Annotated in this window: 21 protein-coding genes; 16 read left to right on the top strand and 5 right to left on the bottom strand. The window is 49.4% G+C overall.

Annotated elements, in window-relative coordinates:
* The first annotated feature begins 5 nt into the window (after window positions 1-5).
* The 4 genes from NE664_09965 to NE664_09980 all read left to right on the top strand — a co-directional run bounded on the left by NE664_09965 (window position 6) and on the right by NE664_09980 (window position 4,939).
* Window positions 6-3,596 (top strand): YodL domain-containing protein, encoded by a 3,591-nt coding sequence (locus NE664_09965; GenBank protein MCQ4726968.1) that lies wholly within the window; start codon window positions 6-8, stop codon window positions 3,594-3,596.
* A gap of 1 nt (window position 3,597) precedes the next feature.
* Window positions 3,598-3,813 (top strand): transposon-transfer assisting family protein, encoded by a 216-nt coding sequence (locus NE664_09970; protein ID MCQ4726969.1) that lies wholly within the window; start codon window positions 3,598-3,600, stop codon window positions 3,811-3,813.
* Between the two features lie 147 nt (window positions 3,814-3,960).
* Window positions 3,961-4,281 (top strand): TfoX/Sxy family protein, encoded by a 321-nt coding sequence (locus NE664_09975; protein ID MCQ4726970.1) that lies wholly within the window; start codon window positions 3,961-3,963, stop codon window positions 4,279-4,281.
* A gap of 55 nt (window positions 4,282-4,336) precedes the next feature.
* The gene (locus NE664_09980; GenBank protein MCQ4726971.1) at window positions 4,337-4,939 is read left to right on the top strand and encodes an alpha/beta hydrolase; all 603 of its coding nucleotides are present in this window, start codon (window positions 4,337-4,339) and stop codon (window positions 4,937-4,939) included.
* A 414-nt stretch (window positions 4,940-5,353) separates the two neighbouring features.
* Here NE664_09980 and NE664_09985 read toward each other — a convergent pair whose 3' ends face one another.
* A complete protein-coding gene (locus NE664_09985) occupies window positions 5,354-5,815 on the bottom strand; it encodes a hypothetical protein (GenBank protein ID MCQ4726972.1) in 462 nt (153 codons plus the stop codon).
* On the opposite strand from NE664_09985, the gene NE664_09990 reads away from it, so the two are divergent.
* The 6 genes from NE664_09990 to NE664_10015 all read left to right on the top strand — a co-directional run bounded on the left by NE664_09990 (window position 5,802) and on the right by NE664_10015 (window position 15,789).
* Entirely contained in the window at window positions 5,802-6,158 is a 357-nt protein-coding gene (locus NE664_09990; GenBank protein ID MCQ4726973.1) for a TnpV protein, read from the top strand. The genes NE664_09985 and NE664_09990 overlap by 14 nt on opposite strands.
* Before the next feature lie 119 nt (window positions 6,159-6,277).
* Window positions 6,278-13,882, top strand: a complete 7,605-nt coding sequence (locus NE664_09995; GenBank protein ID MCQ4726974.1) for an SNF2-related protein — start codon at window positions 6,278-6,280, stop codon at window positions 13,880-13,882.
* Window position 13,883: 1 nt separating this feature from the next.
* Window positions 13,884-14,702, top strand: a complete 819-nt coding sequence (locus NE664_10000) for a DUF3849 domain-containing protein (GenBank protein MCQ4726975.1) — start codon at window positions 13,884-13,886, stop codon at window positions 14,700-14,702.
* Complete coding sequence (locus NE664_10005; GenBank protein ID MCQ4726976.1) at window positions 14,699-15,043, top strand: MobC family plasmid mobilization relaxosome protein; 345 nt, start codon at window positions 14,699-14,701, stop codon at window positions 15,041-15,043. The genes NE664_10000 and NE664_10005 overlap by 4 nt, the downstream gene beginning before the upstream one ends.
* A gap of 147 nt (window positions 15,044-15,190) precedes the next feature.
* Entirely contained in the window at window positions 15,191-15,493 is a 303-nt protein-coding gene (locus NE664_10010; protein ID MCQ4726977.1) for a hypothetical protein, read from the top strand.
* Window positions 15,490-15,789 carry a CD1845 family protein gene (locus tag NE664_10015; protein MCQ4726978.1) on the top strand — a complete coding sequence of 100 codons (300 nt, stop codon included), beginning with the start codon at window positions 15,490-15,492 and terminating at the stop codon, window positions 15,787-15,789. The genes NE664_10010 and NE664_10015 overlap by 4 nt, the downstream gene beginning before the upstream one ends.
* Window positions 15,790-15,862: 73 nt before the next feature.
* Here NE664_10015 and NE664_10020 read toward each other — a convergent pair whose 3' ends face one another.
* On the bottom strand, window positions 15,863-16,108 hold the full coding sequence (locus NE664_10020) for a hypothetical protein (protein MCQ4726979.1): 246 nt from the start codon (window positions 16,106-16,108) through the stop codon (window positions 15,863-15,865).
* Window positions 16,109-16,261: 153 nt separating this feature from the next.
* Here NE664_10020 and NE664_10025 point away from each other — a divergent pair, with 153 nt between their 5' ends.
* Complete coding sequence (locus NE664_10025) at window positions 16,262-16,405, top strand: hypothetical protein (protein MCQ4726980.1); 144 nt, start codon at window positions 16,262-16,264, stop codon at window positions 16,403-16,405.
* The gene (locus NE664_10030) at window positions 16,402-16,686 is read left to right on the top strand and encodes a DUF1016 N-terminal domain-containing protein (protein ID MCQ4726981.1); all 285 of its coding nucleotides are present in this window, start codon (window positions 16,402-16,404) and stop codon (window positions 16,684-16,686) included. Before NE664_10025 ends, NE664_10030 begins: the two co-directional genes overlap by 4 nt.
* Here the strand turns inward: NE664_10030 and NE664_10035 are convergent.
* Both NE664_10035 and NE664_10040 read right to left on the bottom strand, forming a co-directional pair.
* On the bottom strand, window positions 16,634-16,873 hold the full coding sequence (locus tag NE664_10035; protein MCQ4726982.1) for a hypothetical protein: 240 nt from the start codon (window positions 16,871-16,873) through the stop codon (window positions 16,634-16,636). The two genes, NE664_10030 and NE664_10035, sit on opposite strands and share 53 nt — an antisense overlap.
* Before the next feature lie 34 nt (window positions 16,874-16,907).
* Window positions 16,908-17,495: a PBECR4 domain-containing protein gene (locus tag NE664_10040; protein ID MCQ4726983.1), complete on the bottom strand. Its 588-nt coding sequence runs from the start codon at window positions 17,493-17,495 to the stop codon at window positions 16,908-16,910.
* Window positions 17,496-17,776: 281 nt separating this feature from the next.
* Here NE664_10040 and NE664_10045 point away from each other — a divergent pair, with 281 nt between their 5' ends.
* Window positions 17,777-19,189, top strand: a complete 1,413-nt coding sequence (locus tag NE664_10045; protein MCQ4726984.1) for a relaxase/mobilization nuclease domain-containing protein — start codon at window positions 17,777-17,779, stop codon at window positions 19,187-19,189.
* Between the two features lie 223 nt (window positions 19,190-19,412).
* On the opposite strand, the gene NE664_10050 is transcribed toward NE664_10045, so the two are convergent.
* Window positions 19,413-19,769 (bottom strand): helix-turn-helix domain-containing protein, encoded by a 357-nt coding sequence (locus NE664_10050; protein ID MCQ4726985.1) that lies wholly within the window; start codon window positions 19,767-19,769, stop codon window positions 19,413-19,415.
* Between the two features lie 258 nt (window positions 19,770-20,027).
* Here NE664_10050 and NE664_10055 point away from each other — a divergent pair, with 258 nt between their 5' ends.
* The 3 genes from NE664_10055 to NE664_10065 all read left to right on the top strand — a co-directional run bounded on the left by NE664_10055 (window position 20,028) and on the right by NE664_10065 (window position 22,127).
* The gene (locus tag NE664_10055) at window positions 20,028-20,717 is read left to right on the top strand and encodes a response regulator transcription factor (protein ID MCQ4726986.1); all 690 of its coding nucleotides are present in this window, start codon (window positions 20,028-20,030) and stop codon (window positions 20,715-20,717) included.
* On the top strand, window positions 20,714-21,745 hold the full coding sequence (locus tag NE664_10060; protein ID MCQ4726987.1) for a HAMP domain-containing histidine kinase: 1,032 nt from the start codon (window positions 20,714-20,716) through the stop codon (window positions 21,743-21,745). The genes NE664_10055 and NE664_10060 overlap by 4 nt, the downstream gene beginning before the upstream one ends.
* Before the next feature lie 127 nt (window positions 21,746-21,872).
* Window positions 21,873-22,127, top strand: coding sequence for a hypothetical protein (locus NE664_10065; protein ID MCQ4726988.1), 255 nt, complete (start codon window positions 21,873-21,875; stop codon window positions 22,125-22,127).
* Window positions 22,128-22,150: the final 23 nt, after the last annotated feature.

The following is a 22,150-nucleotide window of genomic DNA, read 5'->3' on the forward strand; positions in this document are numbered from 1 at the left end:
GGCACATGGCAGAGAATGTATTTGAAGCAGTCAAGCAGTCGGTCAGCACCAGAGAAGCGGCAGCGTTTTATGGGATCGAGGTCAAACGAAATGGTATGGCCTGCTGTCCTTTTCACGATGATAAGAACCCCAGCATGAAGGTAGACCAGCGGTTCCACTGCTTTGGCTGCGGTGCAGATGGGGATGTGATCGACTTTACCGCAAAGCTCTTTGACCTCTCCCCAAAAGAAGCGGCGGAGAAACTGGCGCAGGACTTTGGCCTGATCTATGACAGTCAGGCCCCTCCCCGCAGGAAGTATGTCCGGCAGAAAACCGAGGCACAGCAGTTTCGTGAGGACCGGCAGCGGTGTTATCGCGTACTGTCCGATTACTACTATCTGCTGAAAAAATGGGAGGCCGACAATTCTCCCAGGACACCGGAGGAAGAACCGCACCCCCGCTTTGTGGAAGCGATCCAGAAGAAAACCTATGTAGAGTACCTGCTGGACCTTTTTCTTTATGAAAGTGAAGAAGAACAAAAGGCATGGATTGCAGAACACACAGCAGAAATCACACACTTGGAAAGGAGATTGAAAATCATGGCTGAGAACAAACCCACCAACCGAGAGCGGCTAAGGGAAATCACAGACGGCATCGAGCAGGGCATCAAGGAACTGTTCGAGAGTGAAAAGTATATGCGCTATCTGTCCGTCATGTCCCGCTTCCACCGCTATTCGGTAAACAATACCATGCTCATCTATATGCAGAAGCCGGACGCCACTTTGGTAGCCGGATACAATAAGTGGAAAGACCAGTTTGAGCGTCATGTAAAAAAGGGCGAGCATGGCATTACCATCATCGCCCCCACACCGTACAAGAAGAAAATCGAGGAGCAGAAACTGGACCCGGATACCAAGGCTCCGATTTTGGATAAAGACGGAAAGATCGTTACAGAGGAAAAAGAAATCGAAATCCCCATGTTCCGCCCTGTCAAGGTCTTTGATGTGAGCCAGACTGACGGGAAACCTTTGCCGGAGCTTGCTTCCTCCCTTTCAGGAAATGTGCCCAATTATGAGGCATTCATAGAGGCTCTGCGCCGCAGTGCGCCGGTGCCGATCACTTTTGAAGCAATGGCCGCCGATACGGACGGCTATTTTTCTGCCGATCATCAGAAAATCGCCATTCGTCAGGGCATGAGTGAGGTGCAGACGGTTTCGGCCACAGTCCACGAGATTGCCCATAGCAAGCTCCACAATCAGAAAAAGATTCAGATTGCCAATGACGAGAAGTATCAGGAGATTGAGCTGTTTGATAAACCCGGTCTGTTTTCCAATGGGCGGATTGCCCGTGATACTCTGCCGGAGGGCGTTTACTGCTACGACCTGCGCGGTTCTGACTATGACCCCGGCGATCCGATTTATGTGGAGGACCGAGTTGGTGTAAATCATGCAGGCTCTGTGATTCTGGCAGAACCCTTAGACCTTTCAAAAGAAGGGTATCTTCGGTTGACCGAGGAAGAAGGGCTGAATTTTGTTGGCGGCTTTTCTACCCTCGCCCAGTTTTTGCAAGAACAGAGGAAAGACCGCCACACGGAGGAAGTGGAGGCTGAAAGCATCTCCTATGCAGTCTGCAAGTATTTTGGCATCGAGACCGGAGAAAACAGCTTCGGCTATATTGCCAGCTGGAGTCAGGGCAAGGAACTGAAAGAACTGAGAGCCAGTTTGGAGACCATCAATAAGACCTCCGGCACTTTGATCTCTGACATTGAGCGCCACTATAAGGAAATCTGCAAAGAGCGTGGGATTGATTTGCACCCCAAAGAAGAAATGACCACTGCCACCTCGGAAATACAAAAAGAGTCCGAAACCTTTCGATATTACATCACAAAGGCGGCGGCTGATGCGGGTGTTTATCCCTTCCAAGAGGGCTGCAAGGTACATTTCACATCAACACTGGAAAACTACGAGGATGGAAAGGTACAGGCATTTGGTTATGTGGAATACCTGGAAAAACTCTCACCGGAAGAAATTCAGGAGTATGACCTTACCCCTGCCGGAGAAGCGGTAAGTAAGGAAGAAACCATTTGTTATTATGCAGCAGAGTGTATGGAGTTTCCAAACCTCGGAGAATACCACGATAACCTGTCTTTGGAGGAAGCAATTCGCATTTATCAGGAGATTCCGGCAGAGCGAATGAACGGGATCAAGGGCATTGGCTTTGAGCTGAAAGATGGAAGCGACTATGAAGGACCTTTTCCGATTTTGACCGGGCAGACCATTGACCTGGATACCATCCAGGCAATCGACTATTACCGTGACAATCCGCTGGTACAGAAAGCGGTAAAGGAACTGGCTGCGGCCATGCCAGAAATGGAGGTGCTGGGGGCGGACGCCAATCAGCAGGAGGCTTTGTTTCTGATCGACGATGCCACCTATCTTCATATCCAGCCCTGTGACAGCGGATGGGACTACACCCTTTACGATGCTGCGTCCATGAAAGAGATGGATGGCGGTCAGCTGGATATGCCGGAGCTTTCCCGCATGAAGGCAGTTCTCCAGATTTGTGATGACAACGATTTGGGCAAAGACTCGGTAAAATACGCACCGTTGTCCATCATTGAGACCTTGCAGGAAGCTGCCTATCAGCAGATGCAGGCAGAGGCCAGTCAGATGGCTACTTCTTCCCAGCTGCCGGAAGCACAGGAGCAGGCACTGGATGAATACCCCATGCCCGATGAGCAGGTCTCCACACCGGATATGCAGGAATATGGCTACTCTTATGACGGGATGCTCCCTGTTACCAGAGAACGGGCGCTGGAACTGGATGCCGCCGGTTTGACCGTCTATGTGCTGCATGAGGACAATACGGAGAGCATGGTGTTTGACCCGCAGGAAATCATGGATCATGGCGGTCTTTTCGGTGTGGATCGTGAGGAATGGGAGAAAAGCCCTCAGTTCCACGAAAAGATCATGGAGCGTCAGGAACATCAGCAGGAACGAGAACAGGCATTTCTCTCCCAGAACAGAGATTGCTTTGCCATCTATCAGGTAAAGCATACCGATGAATTGCGTGACATTCGCTATGAAGGGATGGACTGGCTCCGATCCATCGGGCAGGAAGTAAAGCGTGAAAACTATGATCTGGTCTATACTGCGCCGTTGGAACCCTGCAATTCTCCGCAGGATGCTGTTGAACAGCTTTATAATCAGTTCAACAACAATCATCCGGCAGACTACCACCATCCTTCTATGAGCGTCAGCGACATCGTTGCGATCAGGCAGGACGGTAAGGTATCCTGTCATTACTGTGACAGCGTTGGTTTTACCCAGATCCCTGGATTCTTGCCGCAAAATCCTCTGAAAAATGCGGAGATGACCGTGGAGGACGATTACGGCATGATCGACGGTATCATCAACAATGGCACAAAAGAGCCTACGGTAGCAGAGCTGGAACAGCAGGCCCGAAGCGGTCAGCCTATTTCCCTGATGGATCTGGCAGCCGCCACCCATCGGGAGGAACGGGAAAAGAAAAAATCCGTTGTGGATCAGCTGAAAAGCCAGCCCAAAGCAGAACACAAAAAGACAGCACCCAAAAAGAGTGCGGAAAGGGAGATTTGATATGGGAAACTTTACTTTTGAAGAAATGAACCTGATGTGCATTTACAATACCGGCAGCCGCACCGGATTGATCGACAGCCTGCGTGAAATGCGCGGCGAACTATCACCGGAGGAAACGGAACTGAGGGAGCTGACCGACAGCGCCCTTACGAAGCTCTGTGCGATGACCGATGAGGACTTTGCCCAGCTGGAGCTGTACCCGGATTTTGACCAGTAAATTGATCGTGTCAGGATGATATAGTGAGAGAAACTGTTCGATGGAAAGACGGTTTCTCTCAATTCTTTACAAAATCCCACTATACTTGGAGGGATGAATGAACTATAATGTAAGCATAAACAACAAATAGGAATTTGAGGTGGATATATGGCATCAAGCAAGGAATACTTAGAGTTTATTTTAGGGCAGCTATCTGAGTTAGAAGAAATTACTTATCGAGCTATGATGGGAGAATTTATTATTTATTATCGTGGCAAGATTGTAGGCGGTATCTATGATGATAGATTACTTGTTAAACCAGTAAAATCAGCAATTAGTTATATGCCGACAGCTCCGTATGAATTACCTTATGAGGGAGCAAAAGAGATGTTGTTGGTAGATGAAGTTGATAATAAGGAATTTTTGACAGGCTTGTTTCATGCAATGTATGATGAACTGCCAGCCCCAAAACCGAAAAAGAAGAAATAAACAACTTCCAGTTTGTTTGTGCGTTGATGAATATCTTGAACTTAGGAGGTGTTGAATGAAAACGGTTCTTTTACATGGGTTGGGACAAACTGCACAGGACTGGAAAGAAGTAGTCCAACAACTATCAATTTCCGATGTCGATTGTCCAGAACTTTTTTCTTCAACAGAAGATGAAATATCATATTTGAAGATTTTGGGCGATTTAGAACAGCGGTATTCAGAAGTAAAAGAGCCGCTTCGTATCTGTGGTCTTTCGTTAGGTGCGCTTCTTGCGATTGATTTTGCTATTCGGCATGAGGAAAAAGTGGCTTCGCTGGTTTTGATTGGCGCACAATATAAAGTTCCAAGTTTACTGATAGATTTTCAAAATCTTATCTTCCGTTGTATGCCAAACAAGGCTTTTGAAAGTATGGGACTATCAAAAAGCAGCACCATAAAATTGGCTCACTCTATGCGGTCATTGGATTTTACTGTGCAATTAAACAATATTCTTTGTCCAGTGACAATTTTGTGTGGCAAAAAGGATACTGCCAATCTGAAGGCTTCTAAGCAGCTAAAAGAATTGCTACCACAAGCTACTTTGCACATCGTTCCAAATGCAGGACATGAACTCAATAAATATGCACCAAACACGATTGCAGAGATATTAAATAACTAAAATGTAATATTCACAGTTTCACCCAGCAGGAAATCTTAGGTTTCCTGCTTTTCTTTTACCCAAAAACCGAAAGGAGGACAGAACACCATGCCAAACAAAGCTGAACTATATGCACAGATGGCGGACAAGGTGGCAACACAGCTCACGGGGAGCTGGCAGGAATGGGCAGGGTTTCTCACCACTGCTTCCCGCCTTTACAAGTACCCGTTCCATGAGCAGCTGATGATCTACGCCCAGCGACCGGACGCCACCGCCTGTGCGGAGTACGATTTGTGGAATGAAAAGATGGGCCGATATGTAAGGCGCGGTTCCAAGGGGATCGCTCTGGTGGACGATTCCGGGGACAGACCCCGCCTGCGCTATGTCTTTGACATTTCCGACACCGGAACCCGTGAACATTCCCGCACTCCCTGGCTATGGCAGCTGGAGGAGCGCCATCTGGATTCGGTGCAGGCCATGCTGGAGCGCACCTACGATGTCTATGGTGATGACCTTGCCGGACAGCTCACCAAGGTAGCCGGAAAACTGGCTGAGGAATACTGGACGGAGCATCAGCAGGACTTCTTCTATATCGTTGACGGTTCCTTTTTGGAGGAATATGATGAGTATAACATCGGAGTGCAGTTCAAGGCAGCCGCCACCGTCAGCATCACTTACGCTTTGATGTCCCGCTGCGGACTGGAGCCGGAACGCTACTTCGACCACGAAGATTTCATGGCGATCTTTGATTTCAACACCCCGTCCACCATCGGGGCGCTGGGAACAGCGGTCAGCCAGATCAACCAGCAGGTGCTGCGGCAGATCGGCGTCACCGTCCGAAATGCAGAGCGCGAAGCCACCCAAGAAGAAAGGAGCAAGCAAGATGAACAATCCCATGACCTACATCCAGAACGGAGACTATCTGATTCCCGACCTGAAGCTGAGCCAGCAGCCGGAGAAACCCCTGGGCAAGTACGGCAGGATGAGGAAAACCTATCTGAAGGAACACCGTCCCATCCTCTACAACCAGATGCTGCTGAGCGAGAAGCTGTACCCGCACCTTCTGGAGATCGACGAGACCGCCCAGAACAGACTGGAGCAGATGATGCCCCAGCTGGCGAAGGAAGCGGGAGCCACCGAGGAACTGAAAGCCAGCGATCCCATGAAGTGGGTGGGGCTGATGAACACCTGCAAAGCCCAGGCAGAGGAGATCCTGATGGCGGAGCTTATCAACAGCTGACCCTAAACCTGTTCCTCTCCGAAGCGGAACAGATCCAATCCATAGATGAAGCAGAGAATGTAGCGCATACATCCTCTGCTTTTTCTTTTGCCCAAAATGACATCGACCATGTGCTGCGTTTGGGCGGCAATACAGACCGTCAGAGAGAGCGTGTGGTTGCAGCATTTGAAAAACAGAAAACCACCGCTGAGATTGCCGAGATACTGAAAACGCTGTACCACGGCGGCAACGGCCTTGGCAGCGTGAGCGCATGGTATGCCGAGGATGGTATCCATCTTTCTCACGGGAAGTCTGTCCGTTATGACAGGTCTGCCCAGGTCATTTCCTGGGAGAGCGCCGCGGAGCGTATTGGGGAGCTTTTGGAGAGCGGCCAGTTTGCCTCCAATGTGGAGCTTGCAGAAGCGGCAGGCTATGAACGCTCCCTCCTTGCCACAAAGTTCTGGAACCTATATCACGATCTCAGTGAGGACGCCAGAGAAGCCGGATATTTGTCCTGCCTGTCAGAGATCAAAGGCAATGGGTTCCCGGAGGAGACCCACCGTCTGACGGAGCAGCTGAGTGACCCGGCTTTCCGCCAGGCCCTCAAGGAAGAATACGCCGCCTTCTGGACCGCCTATCAGCAGAACCGTGACCTGTTGCGCTTTCACTATCATAAACCAAGGGAGATCTGGGAGAACCTGAAGGAACTTGACCTACCACGCAGAACTTTTACTTCTGACCTTTCCCAAATGCCAATCGTCCAGCACTTCATTACCGAGGATGAGATCGACGCCGCCATGACCAGAGGAAGCGGTATCTCTGGTGGTAAAGGCCGTATCTATGCCTTCTTCATGGAAAACCATACGGATAAGGAAAAAGTGAGATTCCTCAAGAACGAGTATGGCATGGGCGGCTACACCCATGCACTGTCCGGCGCAACCTTTAGCGGCGAAGGCCACGACGGAAAAGGAGTGCACTATAAAAAGCAGGACTGCCCGGATGTTCACTTGAACTGGGAAAATGTTGCCAAGCGCATTACCTCTCTTGTTCAGAAAGGCCGCTATCTTACCGAACAGGAACAGGCGCAGTATGACAAAATCCAGGCTGAAAAGGAACTGGCCGAAGAAGATGCCATCCAAGCCCAGCAGCCGGAGGTGGAGGAAGAAACGCCAAAGCCTACCCTTCGGGAGCAGTTTGAGCAGTATAAGCCTGTGGTAACTGCCGCCATTTCCGAGGATGCCGCATACTGCAATGCCTGCGGTCATTCTGACCGTGAAAATGCTGTCATCGAGGGCAATGCTGCTGTGCGCCGTGCGGTCCTTGGTTCTAAGGATATGGAGCTGATCCGCCTTTATTCTGATATACCGGAGTTCCGCCAGCGTCTGCACCGGGAAGTGATCGACGAAACCTATCCAAAGCTCCATGAACTTCTGCGCCCTCTTTCTCAAGAAGATATTGATACTGCCCTTTGTGCATGGAACGGCAATATTGAGAGTAAACACGCTGTCGTCCGCTATATGAAAGACCATGCAAGAGAGAAAGATACCGCTGCATGGCTGGCTCAGGAATACGGCGGCAGTAACAGCAACAGCCTGTTCATTACTCGTGCCGGAAGCCCGGAGGAAATGCAGCTGCCCTGGCCGAAGGTACAGCGCCGGATTGCCCAGCTCATTCAGGAGGACCGGTTCTATACCGAAGAAGAACAGGACCGTTTTGACAACATCGACCCTATCGCCATCAGGGAAGCCCTGGAGGAAAGAGGGATTGTCAACGGTCAGGTGACAGAGCCGGAAAAACTGGACAATGACCCATTTATCCAACAGGTGATGTCGGATGCAGAGCAGATCGCAGCTGCCGAGACAGAGCAGCCTTCCGAAGTTTCCATTTCCGATGAGGAATATGATGCAGTTCGCCGCCCAACTCCGCAAAGAACCTCCTATGACCCTGCCGCCCCAGTTTATGCCGTGGGCGATACCGTGTATATCGAGGATGACGCCTATCAGATCACCGAGCTGCGGGATGACACCGTGCAGCTTCTGCCCACCGGTATGGTGTATCCCATCTACCGTGCAGAACACAAAGAACAGTTTGAACAGCTGCTTCGTGCAGATCGCCGCAATGCTTACTATACCGAGTTTCTTCCCGTTGACCCGAACAAAGCCGATCAGGACCTGCGGGATGTATTGGCTCATGGACTGATGGATGAAGCGGATAAAAAACAGGTTTCCACGCTGCTGCAATCCGGCAGGAGCAACAGCGAGATCGCCTACTGGCTGAGTAGAGCCTATCCCCATGAGATCGAGACTCTGAATCTGGAGACCGGCGATATTGCCGATTACCGTACCACGGCACAGGGCATGGAGCTGGAAGTCCTGGACGCAGAGGAAAAGCGTCTGGCTGTGCTGTATTTTCGCTGGGATGAAGTTGCGCCTTTGCTGCGCGGGATGTATGCCCGTAAGCTGGATGGCTTTGGACAGGAGCAGTCAGAACCAACTGCCGAATCCCCGACCTTCCATTCCGAGACCGTGGCCGTCTATCCGGGCGACAAGAACAATCTGCCTTATGATGTGGTGGTGGAACGGCTGCATATTGAGGAGCCGGAGCCGCCAGCCCCTGTGACAGAGCCGGAAAAAACCTTTGAGGAAGTGCTGGACGAACACCCGGTTTCCATTCAGGTCAATGGCCAGTGGCAGACCTTCCCGAATGTCAAAGCTGCCGAGGAAGCCTCCTATGAGGAATACAAGGCTAACCTGCGCAGCAATGCACAAAACTTCCGTATTACCGATGAGCATTTGGGAGAAGGCGGTCCGAAAGCCAAGTTCCAGGCCAATATCGAGGCAATCAAGCTGCTGAAATACCTGGAGGAAACCACCGGACAGGCAACGCCGGAACAGCAGGAGGTTCTTTCCCGCTATGTGGGTTGGGGCGGTCTTTCTAATGCCTTTGCCCCGGAGAAACCGGAATGGGCTTCAGAGTATGCCCAGCTGAAAGAGCTGCTGACCCCAGAGGAATATGCCGCCGCCAGAAGCTCCACCCTCAACGCCCATTACACCAGCCCTACGGTCATTCAGGCCATCTATGAAGCGGTGGGCCGTATGGGATTTGAGACCGGAAATATTCTGGAGCCGTCTATGGGTGTGGGCAACTTCTTCGGGATGCTGCCGGAGGAAATGAGAAACAGCCGTTTGTACGGCGTGGAGCTGGACCCTGTTTCTGGGCGTATTGCAAAGCAGTTGTATCCAGAGGCGCATATTGAAATTGGAGGTTATGAAAAAACTCAGTATTCAGATGGATTTTTCGATCTTGCAGTTGGAAATGTGCCTTTTGGAGATTACAAGTTAAATGATGCCTCATATAACAGGCACAATTTTTTGATTCACGACTATTTTTTTGCTAAAACGATTGATAAAGTTCGGGCAGGAGGAATTATTGCCTTTATTACCTCCAATGGAATCAGCGGAGGTACATTGGATAAGAAAGATAGCCGCATAAGGAATTATATGGCACAGCGTTGTGAGTTATTAGGAGCTATCCGTTTGCCAAACAATGCTTTTCTTGCCAATGCCGGAACAGAAATGAACACAGACATCATTTTTCTACAAAAACGGGAGATTCCGCGAATGCAAGGAGAAATGATGCCTGACTGGGTTGAAACGGACAATTTATTAAGCCAATTCCATACAAACAAAGAAGGCACAGAACGCCATAACTTTGTCAATGTCAATCGCTATTTTAAGGAACATCCTGAAATGGTGCTGGGCAGATTGGAAATAACTCCGGGTCCGTTTGGTCCAAGGCTGGAATGTTTACCGGATGGTGGAAAGAGTTTGAAACAGCAACTTCAGGAAGCAGTTTCTCATATTCATGGTACTTATCAGGAGGCAGAGCTGCCGGAGCTGGGCGAAGGCGAAGCCATTGACACCTCCATTCCTGCCGACCCCGATGTGAAGAACTATTCCTATGCCATTGTGGACGGGCAGGTGTACTACCGGGAAAACAGCCGCATGGTGCGCCCTGACCTCAATGCTACTGCCGAAGCCCGTGTAAAAGGTCTGGTGGGACTGCGGGATTGTGTGCAGGAACTGATCGACCTTCAGATGGACGCAGCGGTTCCTGACAGCACCATTCGGGAAAAGCAGGCGGAACTGAACCAGCTCTATGACAGCTTTTCTGCCAAATACGGTCTCATCAATGACCGTGCAAACCGCCTGGCCTATGCAGACGATTCTTCCTATTACCTGCTCTGTGCGCTGGAAGTCATCGACGAGGACGGAAAGCTGGAGCGCAAGGCGGATATGTTCACCAAGCGCACCATCAAGCCCCATCAGGCGGTGGCTGCCGTGGATACGGCAAGCGAAGCACTGGCGGTGTCCATCTCGGAAAAAGCCTGTGTGGATATGGGCTATATGAGCCAGCTTACCGGAAAAACAAAAGAAGAACTGGCCGGAGAGCTGCAAGGTGTGATCTTCCGTGTACCGGGACAACTGGAGCAGGATGGCACTCCCCATTATGTGACTGCCGATGAATACCTTTCCGGCAATGTACGCCGTAAACTGCGTCAGGCGCAGCGTGCGGCACAGCAGGACCCTTCCTTTGCAGTCAATGTGGAAGCCCTTACTGCCGCCCAGCCCAAAGACCTGGATGCGTCGGAGATCGAGGTGCGCCTGGGTGCAACCTGGATCGACAAAGAGTACATCCAGCAGTTTATGTACGAGACCTTCAACACCCCGTTTTACCTCCAGCGCAGCATCGAGGTCAACTATTCCTCCTTTACCGCTGAATGGCAGATCAAAGGAAAATCTTCCGTATCCTATAACGATGTGGCAGCCTACACCACCTACGGGACCAGCCGCGCCAATGCTTATAAGATTTTGGAGGACAGTCTGAACCTGCGGGATGTCCGTATCTATGACACCATAGAGGACGCAGACGGAAAAGAGCGCCGTGTGCTGAATGCCAAGGAGACTACCCTGGCCGCCCAAAAACAGCAGGCGATCCGGGAAGCCTTTAAGGACTGGATCTGGAGAGACCCGGAACGCCGCCAGACTTTGGTGCGCCAGTATAACGAAGAAATGAATTCTACCCGTCCCCGTGAGTATGATGGCAGCCATATCACTTTTGGCGGCATGAACCCGGCCATTACCCTGCGGGAACACCAGAAAAGCGCCATCGCCCATGTGCTGTATGGCGGTAATACCCTGCTGGCACATGAGGTGGGCGCAGGCAAAACCTTTGAGATGGTGGCCGCTGCTATGGAGGCCAAACGCCTGGGCTTGTGTCAGAAATCTCTCTTTGTGGTTCCAAACCACCTGACCGAGCAGTGGGCGTCGGAGTTTCTGCGCCTCTATCCTTCCGCCAACATCTTAGTCACAACCAAAAAGGACTTTGAGACCCATAACCGCAAAAAGTTCTGCGCCCGTATTGCGACCGGTGACTACGACGCCATCATCATGGGACACAGCCAGTTTGAGCGTATCCCCATCAGCCGGGAGCGTCAGGAACGGCTTCTCTATGAGCAGATCGACGAGATCACCGAGGGCATCGCAGAGGTGCAGGCCAGCGGCGGCGAGCGTTTTACCGTAAAGCAGCTGGAGCGTACCCGTAAGTCTCTGGAAGCCAGACTGGAAAAGCTGCAAGCCGAGGGGCGAAAAGACGATGTGGTAACTTTTGAGCAGCTGGGTGTGGACCGATTGTTCGTAGACGAGGCCCACAACTATAAAAACCTGTTTCTATACACAAAAATGCGGAATGTGGCTGGTCTTTCCACATCGGACGCGCAGAAATCCTCCGATATGTTTGCCAAGTGCCGCTACATGGATGAGATCACCGGAAACCGTGGCGTGATCTTTGCCACCGGCACACCGGTCAGCAACTCCATGACCGAGCTTTACACCATGCAGCGTTACCTTCAGTATGAACGCTTGCAAGAGCTGAACATGACCCACTTCGACTGCTGGGCTTCCCGATTTGGGGAGACCGTCACAGCATTGGAGCTGGCACCGGAGGGAACCGGCTACCGGGCAAGAACGAGATTCAGCAAGTTCTTTAATTTGCCGGAGCTGATGAACCTGTTCAAAGAAGTTGCGGACATCAAGACTGCCGACCAGCTGAATCTTCCTACCCCGGAAGTGGAATACCACAATATCGTGGCGCAACCTACCGGACATCAGAAGGAAATGGTCAAGGCTCTTTCCGAGCGCGCCTCCAAGGTCCACAGCGGCAGCGTTGACCCGTCCCAGGATAATATGCTCAAGATAACCTCGGATGGCCGCAAGCTGGGACTGGACCAGAGGATTGTCAACCAGCTGCTGCCGGACGAACCCGGCACAAAGGTCAATCAGTGTGTGGACAATATCATGCAGATCTGGCGGGATGGCGAAGCTGACAAGCTGACCCAGTTGGTATTCTGCGATATTTCTACACCGCAGGCAAAAGCCCCTGCAAGCAAGGCGGCGAAAACACTGGATAATCCACTGCTTCATGCACTGGAAGGCGCTGTGCCTCTGCCGGAGCAGGAACCGGCCTTTACGGTATATGACGATATTCGTCAGAAACTCATTGCTCAGGGGATGCCTGCCGACCAGATCGCTTTTATCCATGAAGCTAACACCGAAGTGCGGAAAAAGGAGCTGTTCTCTAAAGTCCGTACCGGTCAGGTGCGTGTGCTTATGGGTAGCACCGCCAAGATGGGCGCAGGCACCAATGTGCAGGACCGTCTGGTGGCACTTCATGACCTGGACTGCCCGTGGAGACCGGGAGACCTTGCCCAGAGAAAGGGCCGTATCGAGCGCCAGGGCAACCAGAATCCCCTTGTCCATGTGTACCGCTATGTGACCGAAGGAACCTTTGACGCATACCTCTGGCAGACTGTGGAGAATAAGCAGAAATTCATCAGCCAGATCATGACTTCTAAATCGCCGGTGCGCTCCTGCGATGATGTGGATGAAACGGCTCTGAGTTTTGCCGAGATCAAGGCTCTGTGCGCCGGAGACCCCCGTATCAAAGAGCGTATGGATTTGGATGTGGAGGTATCCCGCCTGAAGCTGATGAAAGCCGACCACCAGAGCAAGCAGTATCGTCTGGAGGACCAGCTGCTCAAATACTTCCCGGAGGAAATTGAAAAGCACAAGGGCTTTATCAAGGGCTTTGAATCTGACCTGGAGGTTTTGGCAGCTCACCCGCACCCGGAGGACGGCTTTGCCGGTATGGAGATCCGTGGAGATCTGCTGACTGATAAGGAGAACGCCGGTGCTGCCCTTTTAGATGCCTGCAAGGAGGTCAAAACCTCCGATCCGGTACAGATCGGCAGCTACCGGGGCTATGCCATGTCCGTGGAATTTTCCGCCTGGAAACAGGAATATACGCTCCTGCTGAAAGGCCAGATGACCCACAGGGCAACCCTTGGTACAGACCCGCGCGGAAACCTTACTCGTATCGACAATGCCCTCGCCCAGATGCCCCAGCGTCTGGAGGCGGCAAAGGCCCAGCTGGATAACCTTTATCAGCAGCAGGCTGCCGCAAAGGAGGAAGTCGGAAAGCCATTCCTTTATGAAGAAGAACTGAAAAGCAAAAACGCCCGTCTGGTGGAGCTGGATACCCTGCTCAACATTGACGGAAAGGGACCGGCACACGATGAAGCTGTCGTTGCCAAAAGCACACGGCCTTCGGTATTGGACCATCTGAAACGCCCGGTGCCGCCCCGCAGTATAGACAAGAAACCAAAACAGCATGAGGAGGTGCGATAACATGAATACCAACGATTTGAATACAGCCCTTTATGAAAAGATGGCTGCTGAGCAGGACAAATACAGGGACTGGCTGAAAAGCCAGCCCCCGGAAGAAATCCTGCACCACACCTATGAGTATACTGTCCGTGAGGACATCGTGATGGCGATGGAGGAACTGGACCTGACCGATGCACAGGCACAGGCTCTTTTGGAGTCTCCCTCTCCGCTGGCGGATGTGTACCGCTATTTTGAAAAGCTGGAGACCGGCTATATGGATGTAATAAGGGACAGCATTGAGAACCGTGCCGATGATGTGTGCAGAGCCAAAGAAGAACTGCAAACAACGCCGGTTTATCCCCATTCTGCCGCCTATGCAAAAGAACATGGGGAGCTGGAGCAATACCGGGCTTCCAACAATGTAAATCTCCAATGCAAGGAGGCTATTGAAGCGGCGGTGCGGGAACACTTCGACGGAATGTATCTCAGTCACGATTCGGCAAAGGGTGTGATCGAGACCTATGGCATGGAGCGTGTGTCGCTGGTCCTTGCCAACACCGTTCAGCTTCAGGACTGGGATGGGCGCTACTCCCGACGCAACAAAGAATGGGCTAAGAGCATTCCCAACGAGAACCCCGAAACCGTCCGATGTGGTTATGTCCTGAACAGCCACCCTGCTGTGCTGGATGGATTTATTGATCTGGTGCGGGAAGAACAGCAGCGCAGCCGTACTCAGGGAGAAAAGATACAACCGTCTCGTCCCTCTGTACGGGATAAGCTCAAGCAGGAACTGCCTGCCCATAAGCCTGCCGCCCCGAAAAAACGGGAACCGGAGCGATGACTATGGCAAAGCGTAAGCGGGATGTTCCGGTTTTGTTTTGGGTGTCCGCAGAGGAACTGGAGCTGATCCGCCAAAAGATGCAACAATATGGGACAGAAAACCTGAGTGCCTATCTGCGGAAGATGGCTTTGGATGGCTATGTGGTGCAGCTGGATTTACCGGAGCTGAAAGAACTGGTTTCCCTTATGCGATATTCCAGCAACAACTTAAATCAGCTGACCCGTAAAGTGCATGAGACCGGGCGGGTTTATGATGCTGACTTGGAGGATATATCCCAGCGGCAGGAACAGTTATGGGAGGGCGTGAAGGAAATCCTTACCCAGCTTTCTAAACTTTCATAACAGGGATAGACACTCCATTTGCGGAGGGAGGAACGGCGTTCTTTTCGCCGCACCTCCCTCCGCTTTTTCTTTTTGCCGGTATCCTTGTCTTTTGCCTGTCCATACCGGATAATATGAAATAGAATAGAAGCAAAGGAGTGAAAACAGATGCTGACCTTTGAAAAAGTGTTAGAGATTTTTGCGGACTACCTGGCCGCAGATAAGACCATCGAAGTTTATATCAGCCGTCATGGATGTGTAAGGGTTGAGTTTGACCAGGACTTTCATTATTGCACCGGCGAGGTGTGCCATACTCCCAGGAAACTGTTTGACCTCTTATCCGATGATTACCAGACTTATCTGGAGATTGAACTGACCAAAGGCAGACGGGAACTGACGGAAGATGATATAAAAGAAGCGGATACCCTGTGCAAACGGTATCTGGATCGCTGGAAGGAGGAATTGGGATGAAGATTTTGAAATGCCTGCTGATGATCGTAACTGCACCGGTCATTTTGGTGCTGACGCTTTTTGTCTGGCTCTGCACGGGGCTGATCTACATATCCGGTCTGGTGCTTGGCCTGCTCAGTACCGTGATTGCTCTGCTTGGCGTGGCTGTGCTGCTTACCTATTCTCCGCAGAACGGTGTGATTCTTTTGGTCATGGCATTTTTGATTAGCCCCATGGGATTGCCGCTGGCTGCGATTTGGTTATTGGGCAAGGTACAGAGTTTGAAATTTGCGATCCAGGATAGGGTGTATGGGTAAATGATGTGAATATAATCTGAAATGAAAAAGAAGCAGGACAATGGGAGATGAGACCCAATGTCCTGCTTCTTGTTTATTCAGAATGAACAGTAATATATTTTTGATTACGACTTTTAGGTTTATCGGGAATCGTCATTTCCAATTGCCCAGATTCTAAAAGCGGATTGATATGCTTCAAGGTGAAATTTCTTAGATCTTTGAAGCCGCAAAATGCTGCAAGCTCTTTCTTTGATTTTGTTTTTGTGCAGAAAGCCAAAATCTGCTCAGATACCGTTGATAGTTCAGCATCTTGGTGGGTAACTTGGTGGATGTCACCCACTAAGTTGTGATTCATATCTTTCAAAAAGGATAGTGTGTATGGATGCACGCTAATATTATAGTGTATAATTTTGCAAAAAATAGGTTCTCTTTTGTGTATTTACTTTCGTGCTATATTCATGTGTAATGGTAGCACGAAAGGAAGTGATGGGGCATGACAAAATTGGAACGGTTTGCACAGCTGGACGGGATGCTACAAACCTCTCAGGCGATTGCCAGAGGAATTGTAAAACCTACTTTTTATGAATATATGCTGAGTTTGGAAAAGGTTTTGACAAATCAAATCTTCGTAAGATGAGGCAGTTCTACTGTACATTCCCAATTCGAGACACACTGTGTCTTGAATTAGGTTGGTCGCATTATCGCCTTTTGATGCGCATACCAGATGAACAGGCACGAACCTTTTATATGGAGGAATGTGTAAAGTCTGCGTGGAGCGTCCGGCAGTTAGAATGGCAGATCAACACAATGTACTATCAGAGGATGAATAAGAGTAACAGGGTGTCGGAATTTTCCCGACACCCTGTTACTCTATCTCATAATCGTCGCTGTCATTCGCTTCACCTGTTGTACAGGTAAAGCACAGGTTGCTACCAGTGATGGCACTTCCCGCTGCCCAAATCGGTGCGCCACAGATAATACATTTTGCACCGTTTTTCTTGGCAGTAAGTGTTTCGTTCAGCGTTTTTACCAGTTCCTTTTTTCGATAGCCTTTATTATTCTTCATGACCATACTGGCAAACGCTTCGACAGAAATTGGTTGCATTATTGGGTTATACCTCCTTGAATTATTTAGAAAATTATGTTTGTGTTTTCGGGGTTAGGCGGTCATATTGGATGACGGTCTCTCCGGTAGTTAAATTCTTTTTTTCTTTATAGAGCATGGTATAGCGCGGCTGTCCCTCTGTGTAATCTTTCTTCTCTTTCGGGAAGAAAGACCGACAGAAATATTTTCCGGTGTCCTTGTGTTCTGCAATAAAAATGTAAATGTCGCTGTTTTCCAACGGAGTTGATAATAAATAGTCCGCTTCAATTAAAGAGAACTGATTTAATTTTGCATTGTAACGGAACACCAGACGGTTATCGTCCAAGAGTTGTTCAATCAAAGCCAACGGTTCAAACCGATTTTCAATTTGAGGCAGATAACGGCTTTTCGCTAAAGTCTCATAGGTGGTGCTTCCGATTATGATTTCATCAAATACAGAGCCGCGATTTTGTTTTGCTATCCGCAAATCTTTTAGTTTTCCAAGCCCCATCAGATGATGAAAGTCCAATTTGGAAAAGCCAATCACTAACTCTACGGTTTTTCCCTTTCGGCCAATAATAATTCGATACTGTATTTCCAATAATTTTTCAAATGCTTTTGCACACTTTTGTAATTTATCCATAAAACCTCTCTGTCCATAAAGAAAGCCGCCCTGCAACGCAAGGCGGCTTTGAGCATTTTCTTTCGGCTTTGCAGCCTACTCCGGTTTGAGGTTACTGCACAACCCCTACTGAAAGCTCTGCATAACAAGGCATTCCGGTACGCTATTATGCTTCAACGCTTTGGCAGACACACGCCGTTGCCCACCTTGTACTATTATTATATGCAACTTTAGAAAATATGTCAATCCCCATGAAAAATCAAAAAATATCTTTTCTGCTTATGAGAAAGGAGGTCCCTTCTATGGCAACCACAAGAATCATGCCGCTTCATGTCGGCAAGGGCCGCACAGAAAGTCGGGCGATCAGTGACATCATCGACTATGTGGCCAATCCAAAGAAAACAGATAACGGCAGGCTCATTACCGGCTATGCGTGTGACAGCCGGACTGCGGATGCAGAGTTTCTTCTGGCAAAGCGGCAGTACATTGCCGCTACCGGACGAGTGCGTGGCGCAGATGATGTGATTGCCTATCATGTGCGCCAGTCCTTCCGCCCCGGAGAGATTACCCCGGAAGAAGCTAACCGGCTGGGTGTGGAATTTGCCAAGCGATTCACCAAGGGTAATCATGCCTTTGTGGTCTGTACTCACATAGACAAATCGCACATTCATAATCACATTATCTGGTCATCAGTCAGCTTAGAATATGACCGGAAATTCCGAAACTTTTGGGGCAGCACCAAGGCGGTTCGTCGGCTAAGTGACACCATCTGCATCGAAAACGGACTGTCCATTGTAGAGAATCCGAAACCTCACGGAAAGAGCTATAACAAATGGCTGGGCGATCAGGCAAAGCCCTCTCACCGAGAGCTGCTTCGTGTGGCGATTGACAACGCATTATCACAAAGCCCTGTTGATTTTGAGGAACTGCTGAAGCTGCTGCAAGAGTCCGGCTGTGAAGTATCAAAGCGCGGAAAATCGTATCGCCTGAAGCTCCCCGGCTGGGAGAAAGCAGCCCGAATGGACAGCCTGGGCGAAGGATATGGATTGGAAGATTTGCAGGCAGTTCTCTCCGGGAAGAAAGCGCATACCCCACGAAAGAAAACAGTTACACAGGCAGAGCCGCCGAAGGTCAATCTGCTGGTGGACATTCAGGCAAAATTGCAGGCTGGAAAAGGTGCCGGTTATGCTCGATGGGCTAAGGTGTTCAACCTCAAGCAGATGGCGCAGACCATGAATTACCTGTCAGAGCATAACCTGTTGGAGTATGCGATTTTAGAAGAAAAGGCTGCGGCTGCCACGGCACATCACAATGAGCTTTCGGCGCAGATCAAAGCGGCTGAAAAGCGCATGGCAGAGATTGCTGTTCTGCGTACTCACATCGTAAATTATGCCAAGACCCGTGAGGTCTATGTGGCATACCGCAAGGCTGGCTACTCTAAGAAATTCCGGGAAGAACATGAGGAAGAAATTCTGCTCCACCAGGCTGCCAAGAATGCCTTTGATGAAATGGGCGTTAAGAAGCTGCCTAAGGTCAAGGAGTTGCAGACGGAGTACACAAAATTGCTGGAAGAAAAGAAAAAGACCTATGCCGAGTACCGGCGTTCCCGTGAGGAAATGCGGGAGCTTTTAACGGCAAAGGCCAATGTAGATCGAGTGCTGAAAATGGAGGTAGAACAGGATGTTGAAAAAGAAAAAGACCACGGCCAGCGGTAAGCTGGTCCTGGTCAAAAGCGTTCGCAGAACGCGCAGCCACAGAATGAAATTCTGTGTTCAAAGGGGCTTGGGGGCGCTGCCCTCAACAAGCAAGCGGAGAGGAAAATCACGGAGGGATTTTGCGCTCTGCGGGTCGGTGTGTATTAACACCGGCATTGCTTGCCCCTTTCTTCGCAGAAATGAAAGGAGCCAGTGAGGAAACAGTCAAATTTCACTCACCGGCTCAATTCGTTTCAAATTTCTCGGATAATTCTGTTAGTTCTTTCGCGGTCTCCTGCGTATGGCGCAAGAGGGTTTCACGCATTTCTGACGGACAGCTGCAATAAAGCATCTTCATCTGAGTGGCTCCCTCATCTTCTGGAGAAACATCTGGATTGATCAGAGTGTCCAGAGAGATCGGAAGAACCTTTGCCAACGCCTTCAAAATCAAATAAGATTGATTTATTTTTCCTTTTTCTATTTTTGCAATTTGCTTGATAGATACATGGCTCAGATCCGCAAGTTCTTGTTGTGTCAGGTCTTTTTTCTTTCGGGCTTCCCGCATTTTTTGCCCCAAAGTGGTCAAATCATCAATCGGCATAATCGTTCACCTCAAATATATTCTATCGTGCCGATTTGCACAAAGGAATAACCTTATTATGCCTGTTGACAGATACGATTATACTGATTTTGTGAGAGGGAATAGAAAAAGTGCAGTTGTATCCTTGATGAGCTATGTTACAATGTTGATAGTAAGGAAAAATAAAAAATGTTTTGATTTTTAGATTTAGGACATTTCTGTAACATTTTGTGTTTATCCTATCAATATAGTTGAAAAATAAGGAAGGAAGTGAATGTCTTGAAGAAGATTCTAATTGTAGAGGACGATCAGCTTTTGAATCGGACATTGGCATACAATCTGACCTCTGATGGATATGAGGTTATTTCTGTTTTTAATTTTGACAGCGCGGTAAGAAAGCTACGGGAAAATGAATTTGATGTGGCACTGTTGGATATTAACCTCCCCGATGGCAGCGGACTGGATCTGTGTGAAGAAATCCGGAATCGCGGTCAGCATACCTATATCATCTTTATCACAGCCAATGATAAGGAGAGCGATATGCTCAAGGGATATGAAGTCGGCGGTGCGGATTATGTGACCAAACCATTTTCTGTGACGGTGCTTTGCAAAAAAGTAGCGGCGGTTTTTGCAAATCTGGAACTGCGGACACCCCGGCATGATCTGTTTGATGATGGCTTTCTGAAAATCGACTTTTCCGAACAAAGTGCGTCCCTTGCCGGAGAATCCTTGGACTTTACACCGAAGGAATACCGCACCCTGTTCCTGTTCGTAAAGAACCCCCGGATTATTCTGACCAAGCGGCAGATTTTAGAGAAGCTGTGGGACATTGATGGGGACTTTGTGGATGAGCATACGCTGACGACGATCATCAGCCGTATCCGCAAAAAAATCGAAACAGACGAGAGGAAATATATTAAGACAGCTTATGGAATGGGCTATCAGTGGATCGGCGGTGAGCCTCGATGAAGCTGCAAAATTTATCTGTCAGGGCATTTTTGAGAAAAATTGTGGCGGGGACTCTGCTCACTGCCGCTTTGCTGCTGTTGATTTTTTTCCTGTTGACGAAAGATGTGCGTGTTGTCATCTGCGGCATTATTTTGACAGCTGCATTTTACATTTGGGGCATGGTTTTTCTGAACTATTTTCAAAAGAAACTTTCTCTGTTCACCGATGGTTTGTGCCAGACATTGGATCACATGATGGACAGTACAGACCGGCCTCAGGTAGACTATGAAGCGGAAACACTGCTGTCTCGGATCAGCCATCGTCTGGAACGGCTCTATAATGTGATGCAGAAAACCAGACATACGGCAGAGGGAGAAAAGGAAGAACTGCAATCCCTGGTATCGGATATTTCCCACCAGACCAAAACCCCCATCGCAAATTTGAAGCTAATCAACGATACGATGCTGACAAGGCCATTGACAGAAGAAAAGCGCAAGGAGTTTTTGCAGGCCACAGGCACACAGCTGGATAAACTGGATTTTCTCATTCAGGGAATGGTGAAAACTTCCCGTCTGGAAACGGGTGTCATTACGCTGGAGAAACAAGATGCTGTGATCGGGGATACGCTGGTGAGCGCCATCAATGGTGTTTTGGCTCCGATGGAACAAAAAGAGATCAGCCTGTCGGTGGACTGCCCATCTGATCTGACAATATCCCATGACAGCCGCTGGACTTCCGAAGCATTGTTTAACATTCTGGATAATGCGGTAAAGTACACCTCTGCCGGTGGCAGCATCCAGGTGAGGGTACGGGATTGGGAAATGTATTTGAGGATAGATGTGACGGATACAGGCAGAGGCATCCCGGAGCATTCTCAGGGCACGATCTTCAAACGCTTCTATCGGGATGAAGCGGTGCATGATATAGATGGGGTCGGAATCGGCTTATACCTTGCCCGTGAGATCATTACCATGCAGGGCGGCTATATTACCGTCGAGTCTAAAGTTGGGGAAGGATCAACTTTTTCCGTGTTCCTGCCCATAAAATAATTCTGAGGCAGTCTGTTTGGCAGGCTGCCTTTTTTGAAAAATTTTTAGAGGACAACGGATTTTAGGACAATTCTGCAACATTTGGGATTTATGCTGACAGCAACATCATGAATTTGGAGGTGGCCTTATGGAAATCACAAAGACATTACTCATCAATGCAGCTTGCTTGCTGATCCCGCCGGTTGTTGTTGTGCTGCTGCTCCGGCACTTCTTTCCGAGAAAAATCAGATGGTCGGCTGGTGTGGTGGCTCTGGCAGATCTGGTGCTCTTCTGGACAGATATTTCTTATTATGAGAGCGTTTGGCTGACGCTGTTTTTTGTTGTAATTCAGTTAGCAATGGTTTTTCTTATATCTATCTGGCTTTATAAAAGAGACACATGAAAATGAATTGTCCTAAAATTGAA

This window comes from Anaerotignum faecicola, assembly GCA_024460105.1.
Taxonomy (GTDB): Bacteria; Bacillota; Clostridia; order Lachnospirales; family Anaerotignaceae; genus JANFXS01.

What these genes read in the sequence shown, in the direction of transcription:
- NE664_09970 (MCQ4726969.1), top strand. Translation starts at nt 3,598, where the DNA reads ATGGGAAACTTTACTTTTGAAGAAATGAACCTGATGTGCATTTACAAT.
- NE664_10000 (MCQ4726975.1), top strand. Translation starts at nt 13,884, where the DNA reads ATGAATACCAACGATTTGAATACAGCCCTTTATGAAAAGATGGCTGCT.
- NE664_10005 (MCQ4726976.1), top strand. Translation starts at nt 14,699, where the DNA reads ATGACTATGGCAAAGCGTAAGCGGGATGTTCCGGTTTTGTTTTGGGTG.
- NE664_10060 (MCQ4726987.1), top strand. Translation starts at nt 20,714, where the DNA reads ATGAAGCTGCAAAATTTATCTGTCAGGGCATTTTTGAGAAAAATTGTG.
- NE664_09980 (MCQ4726971.1), top strand. Translation starts at nt 4,337, where the DNA reads ATGAAAACGGTTCTTTTACATGGGTTGGGACAAACTGCACAGGACTGG.
- NE664_10010 (MCQ4726977.1), top strand. Translation starts at nt 15,191, where the DNA reads ATGCTGACCTTTGAAAAAGTGTTAGAGATTTTTGCGGACTACCTGGCC.
- NE664_10030 (MCQ4726981.1), top strand. Translation starts at nt 16,402, where the DNA reads ATGAGGCAGTTCTACTGTACATTCCCAATTCGAGACACACTGTGTCTT.
- NE664_09965 (MCQ4726968.1), top strand. Translation starts at nt 6, where the DNA reads ATGGCAGAGAATGTATTTGAAGCAGTCAAGCAGTCGGTCAGCACCAGA.
- NE664_10040 (MCQ4726983.1), bottom strand. Translation starts at nt 17,495, where the DNA reads ATGGATAAATTACAAAAGTGTGCAAAAGCATTTGAAAAATTATTGGAA.
- NE664_10045 (MCQ4726984.1), top strand. Translation starts at nt 17,777, where the DNA reads ATGGCAACCACAAGAATCATGCCGCTTCATGTCGGCAAGGGCCGCACA.
- NE664_09985 (MCQ4726972.1), bottom strand. Translation starts at nt 5,815, where the DNA reads ATGGGATTGTTCATCTTGCTTGCTCCTTTCTTCTTGGGTGGCTTCGCG.
- NE664_09990 (MCQ4726973.1), top strand. Translation starts at nt 5,802, where the DNA reads ATGAACAATCCCATGACCTACATCCAGAACGGAGACTATCTGATTCCC.
- NE664_10015 (MCQ4726978.1), top strand. Translation starts at nt 15,490, where the DNA reads ATGAAGATTTTGAAATGCCTGCTGATGATCGTAACTGCACCGGTCATT.
- NE664_10035 (MCQ4726982.1), bottom strand. Translation starts at nt 16,873, where the DNA reads ATGCAACCAATTTCTGTCGAAGCGTTTGCCAGTATGGTCATGAAGAAT.
- NE664_10050 (MCQ4726985.1), bottom strand. Translation starts at nt 19,769, where the DNA reads ATGCCGATTGATGATTTGACCACTTTGGGGCAAAAAATGCGGGAAGCC.
- NE664_10065 (MCQ4726988.1), top strand. Translation starts at nt 21,873, where the DNA reads ATGGAAATCACAAAGACATTACTCATCAATGCAGCTTGCTTGCTGATC.
- NE664_09975 (MCQ4726970.1), top strand. Translation starts at nt 3,961, where the DNA reads ATGGCATCAAGCAAGGAATACTTAGAGTTTATTTTAGGGCAGCTATCT.
- NE664_10025 (MCQ4726980.1), top strand. Translation starts at nt 16,262, where the DNA reads ATGACAAAATTGGAACGGTTTGCACAGCTGGACGGGATGCTACAAACC.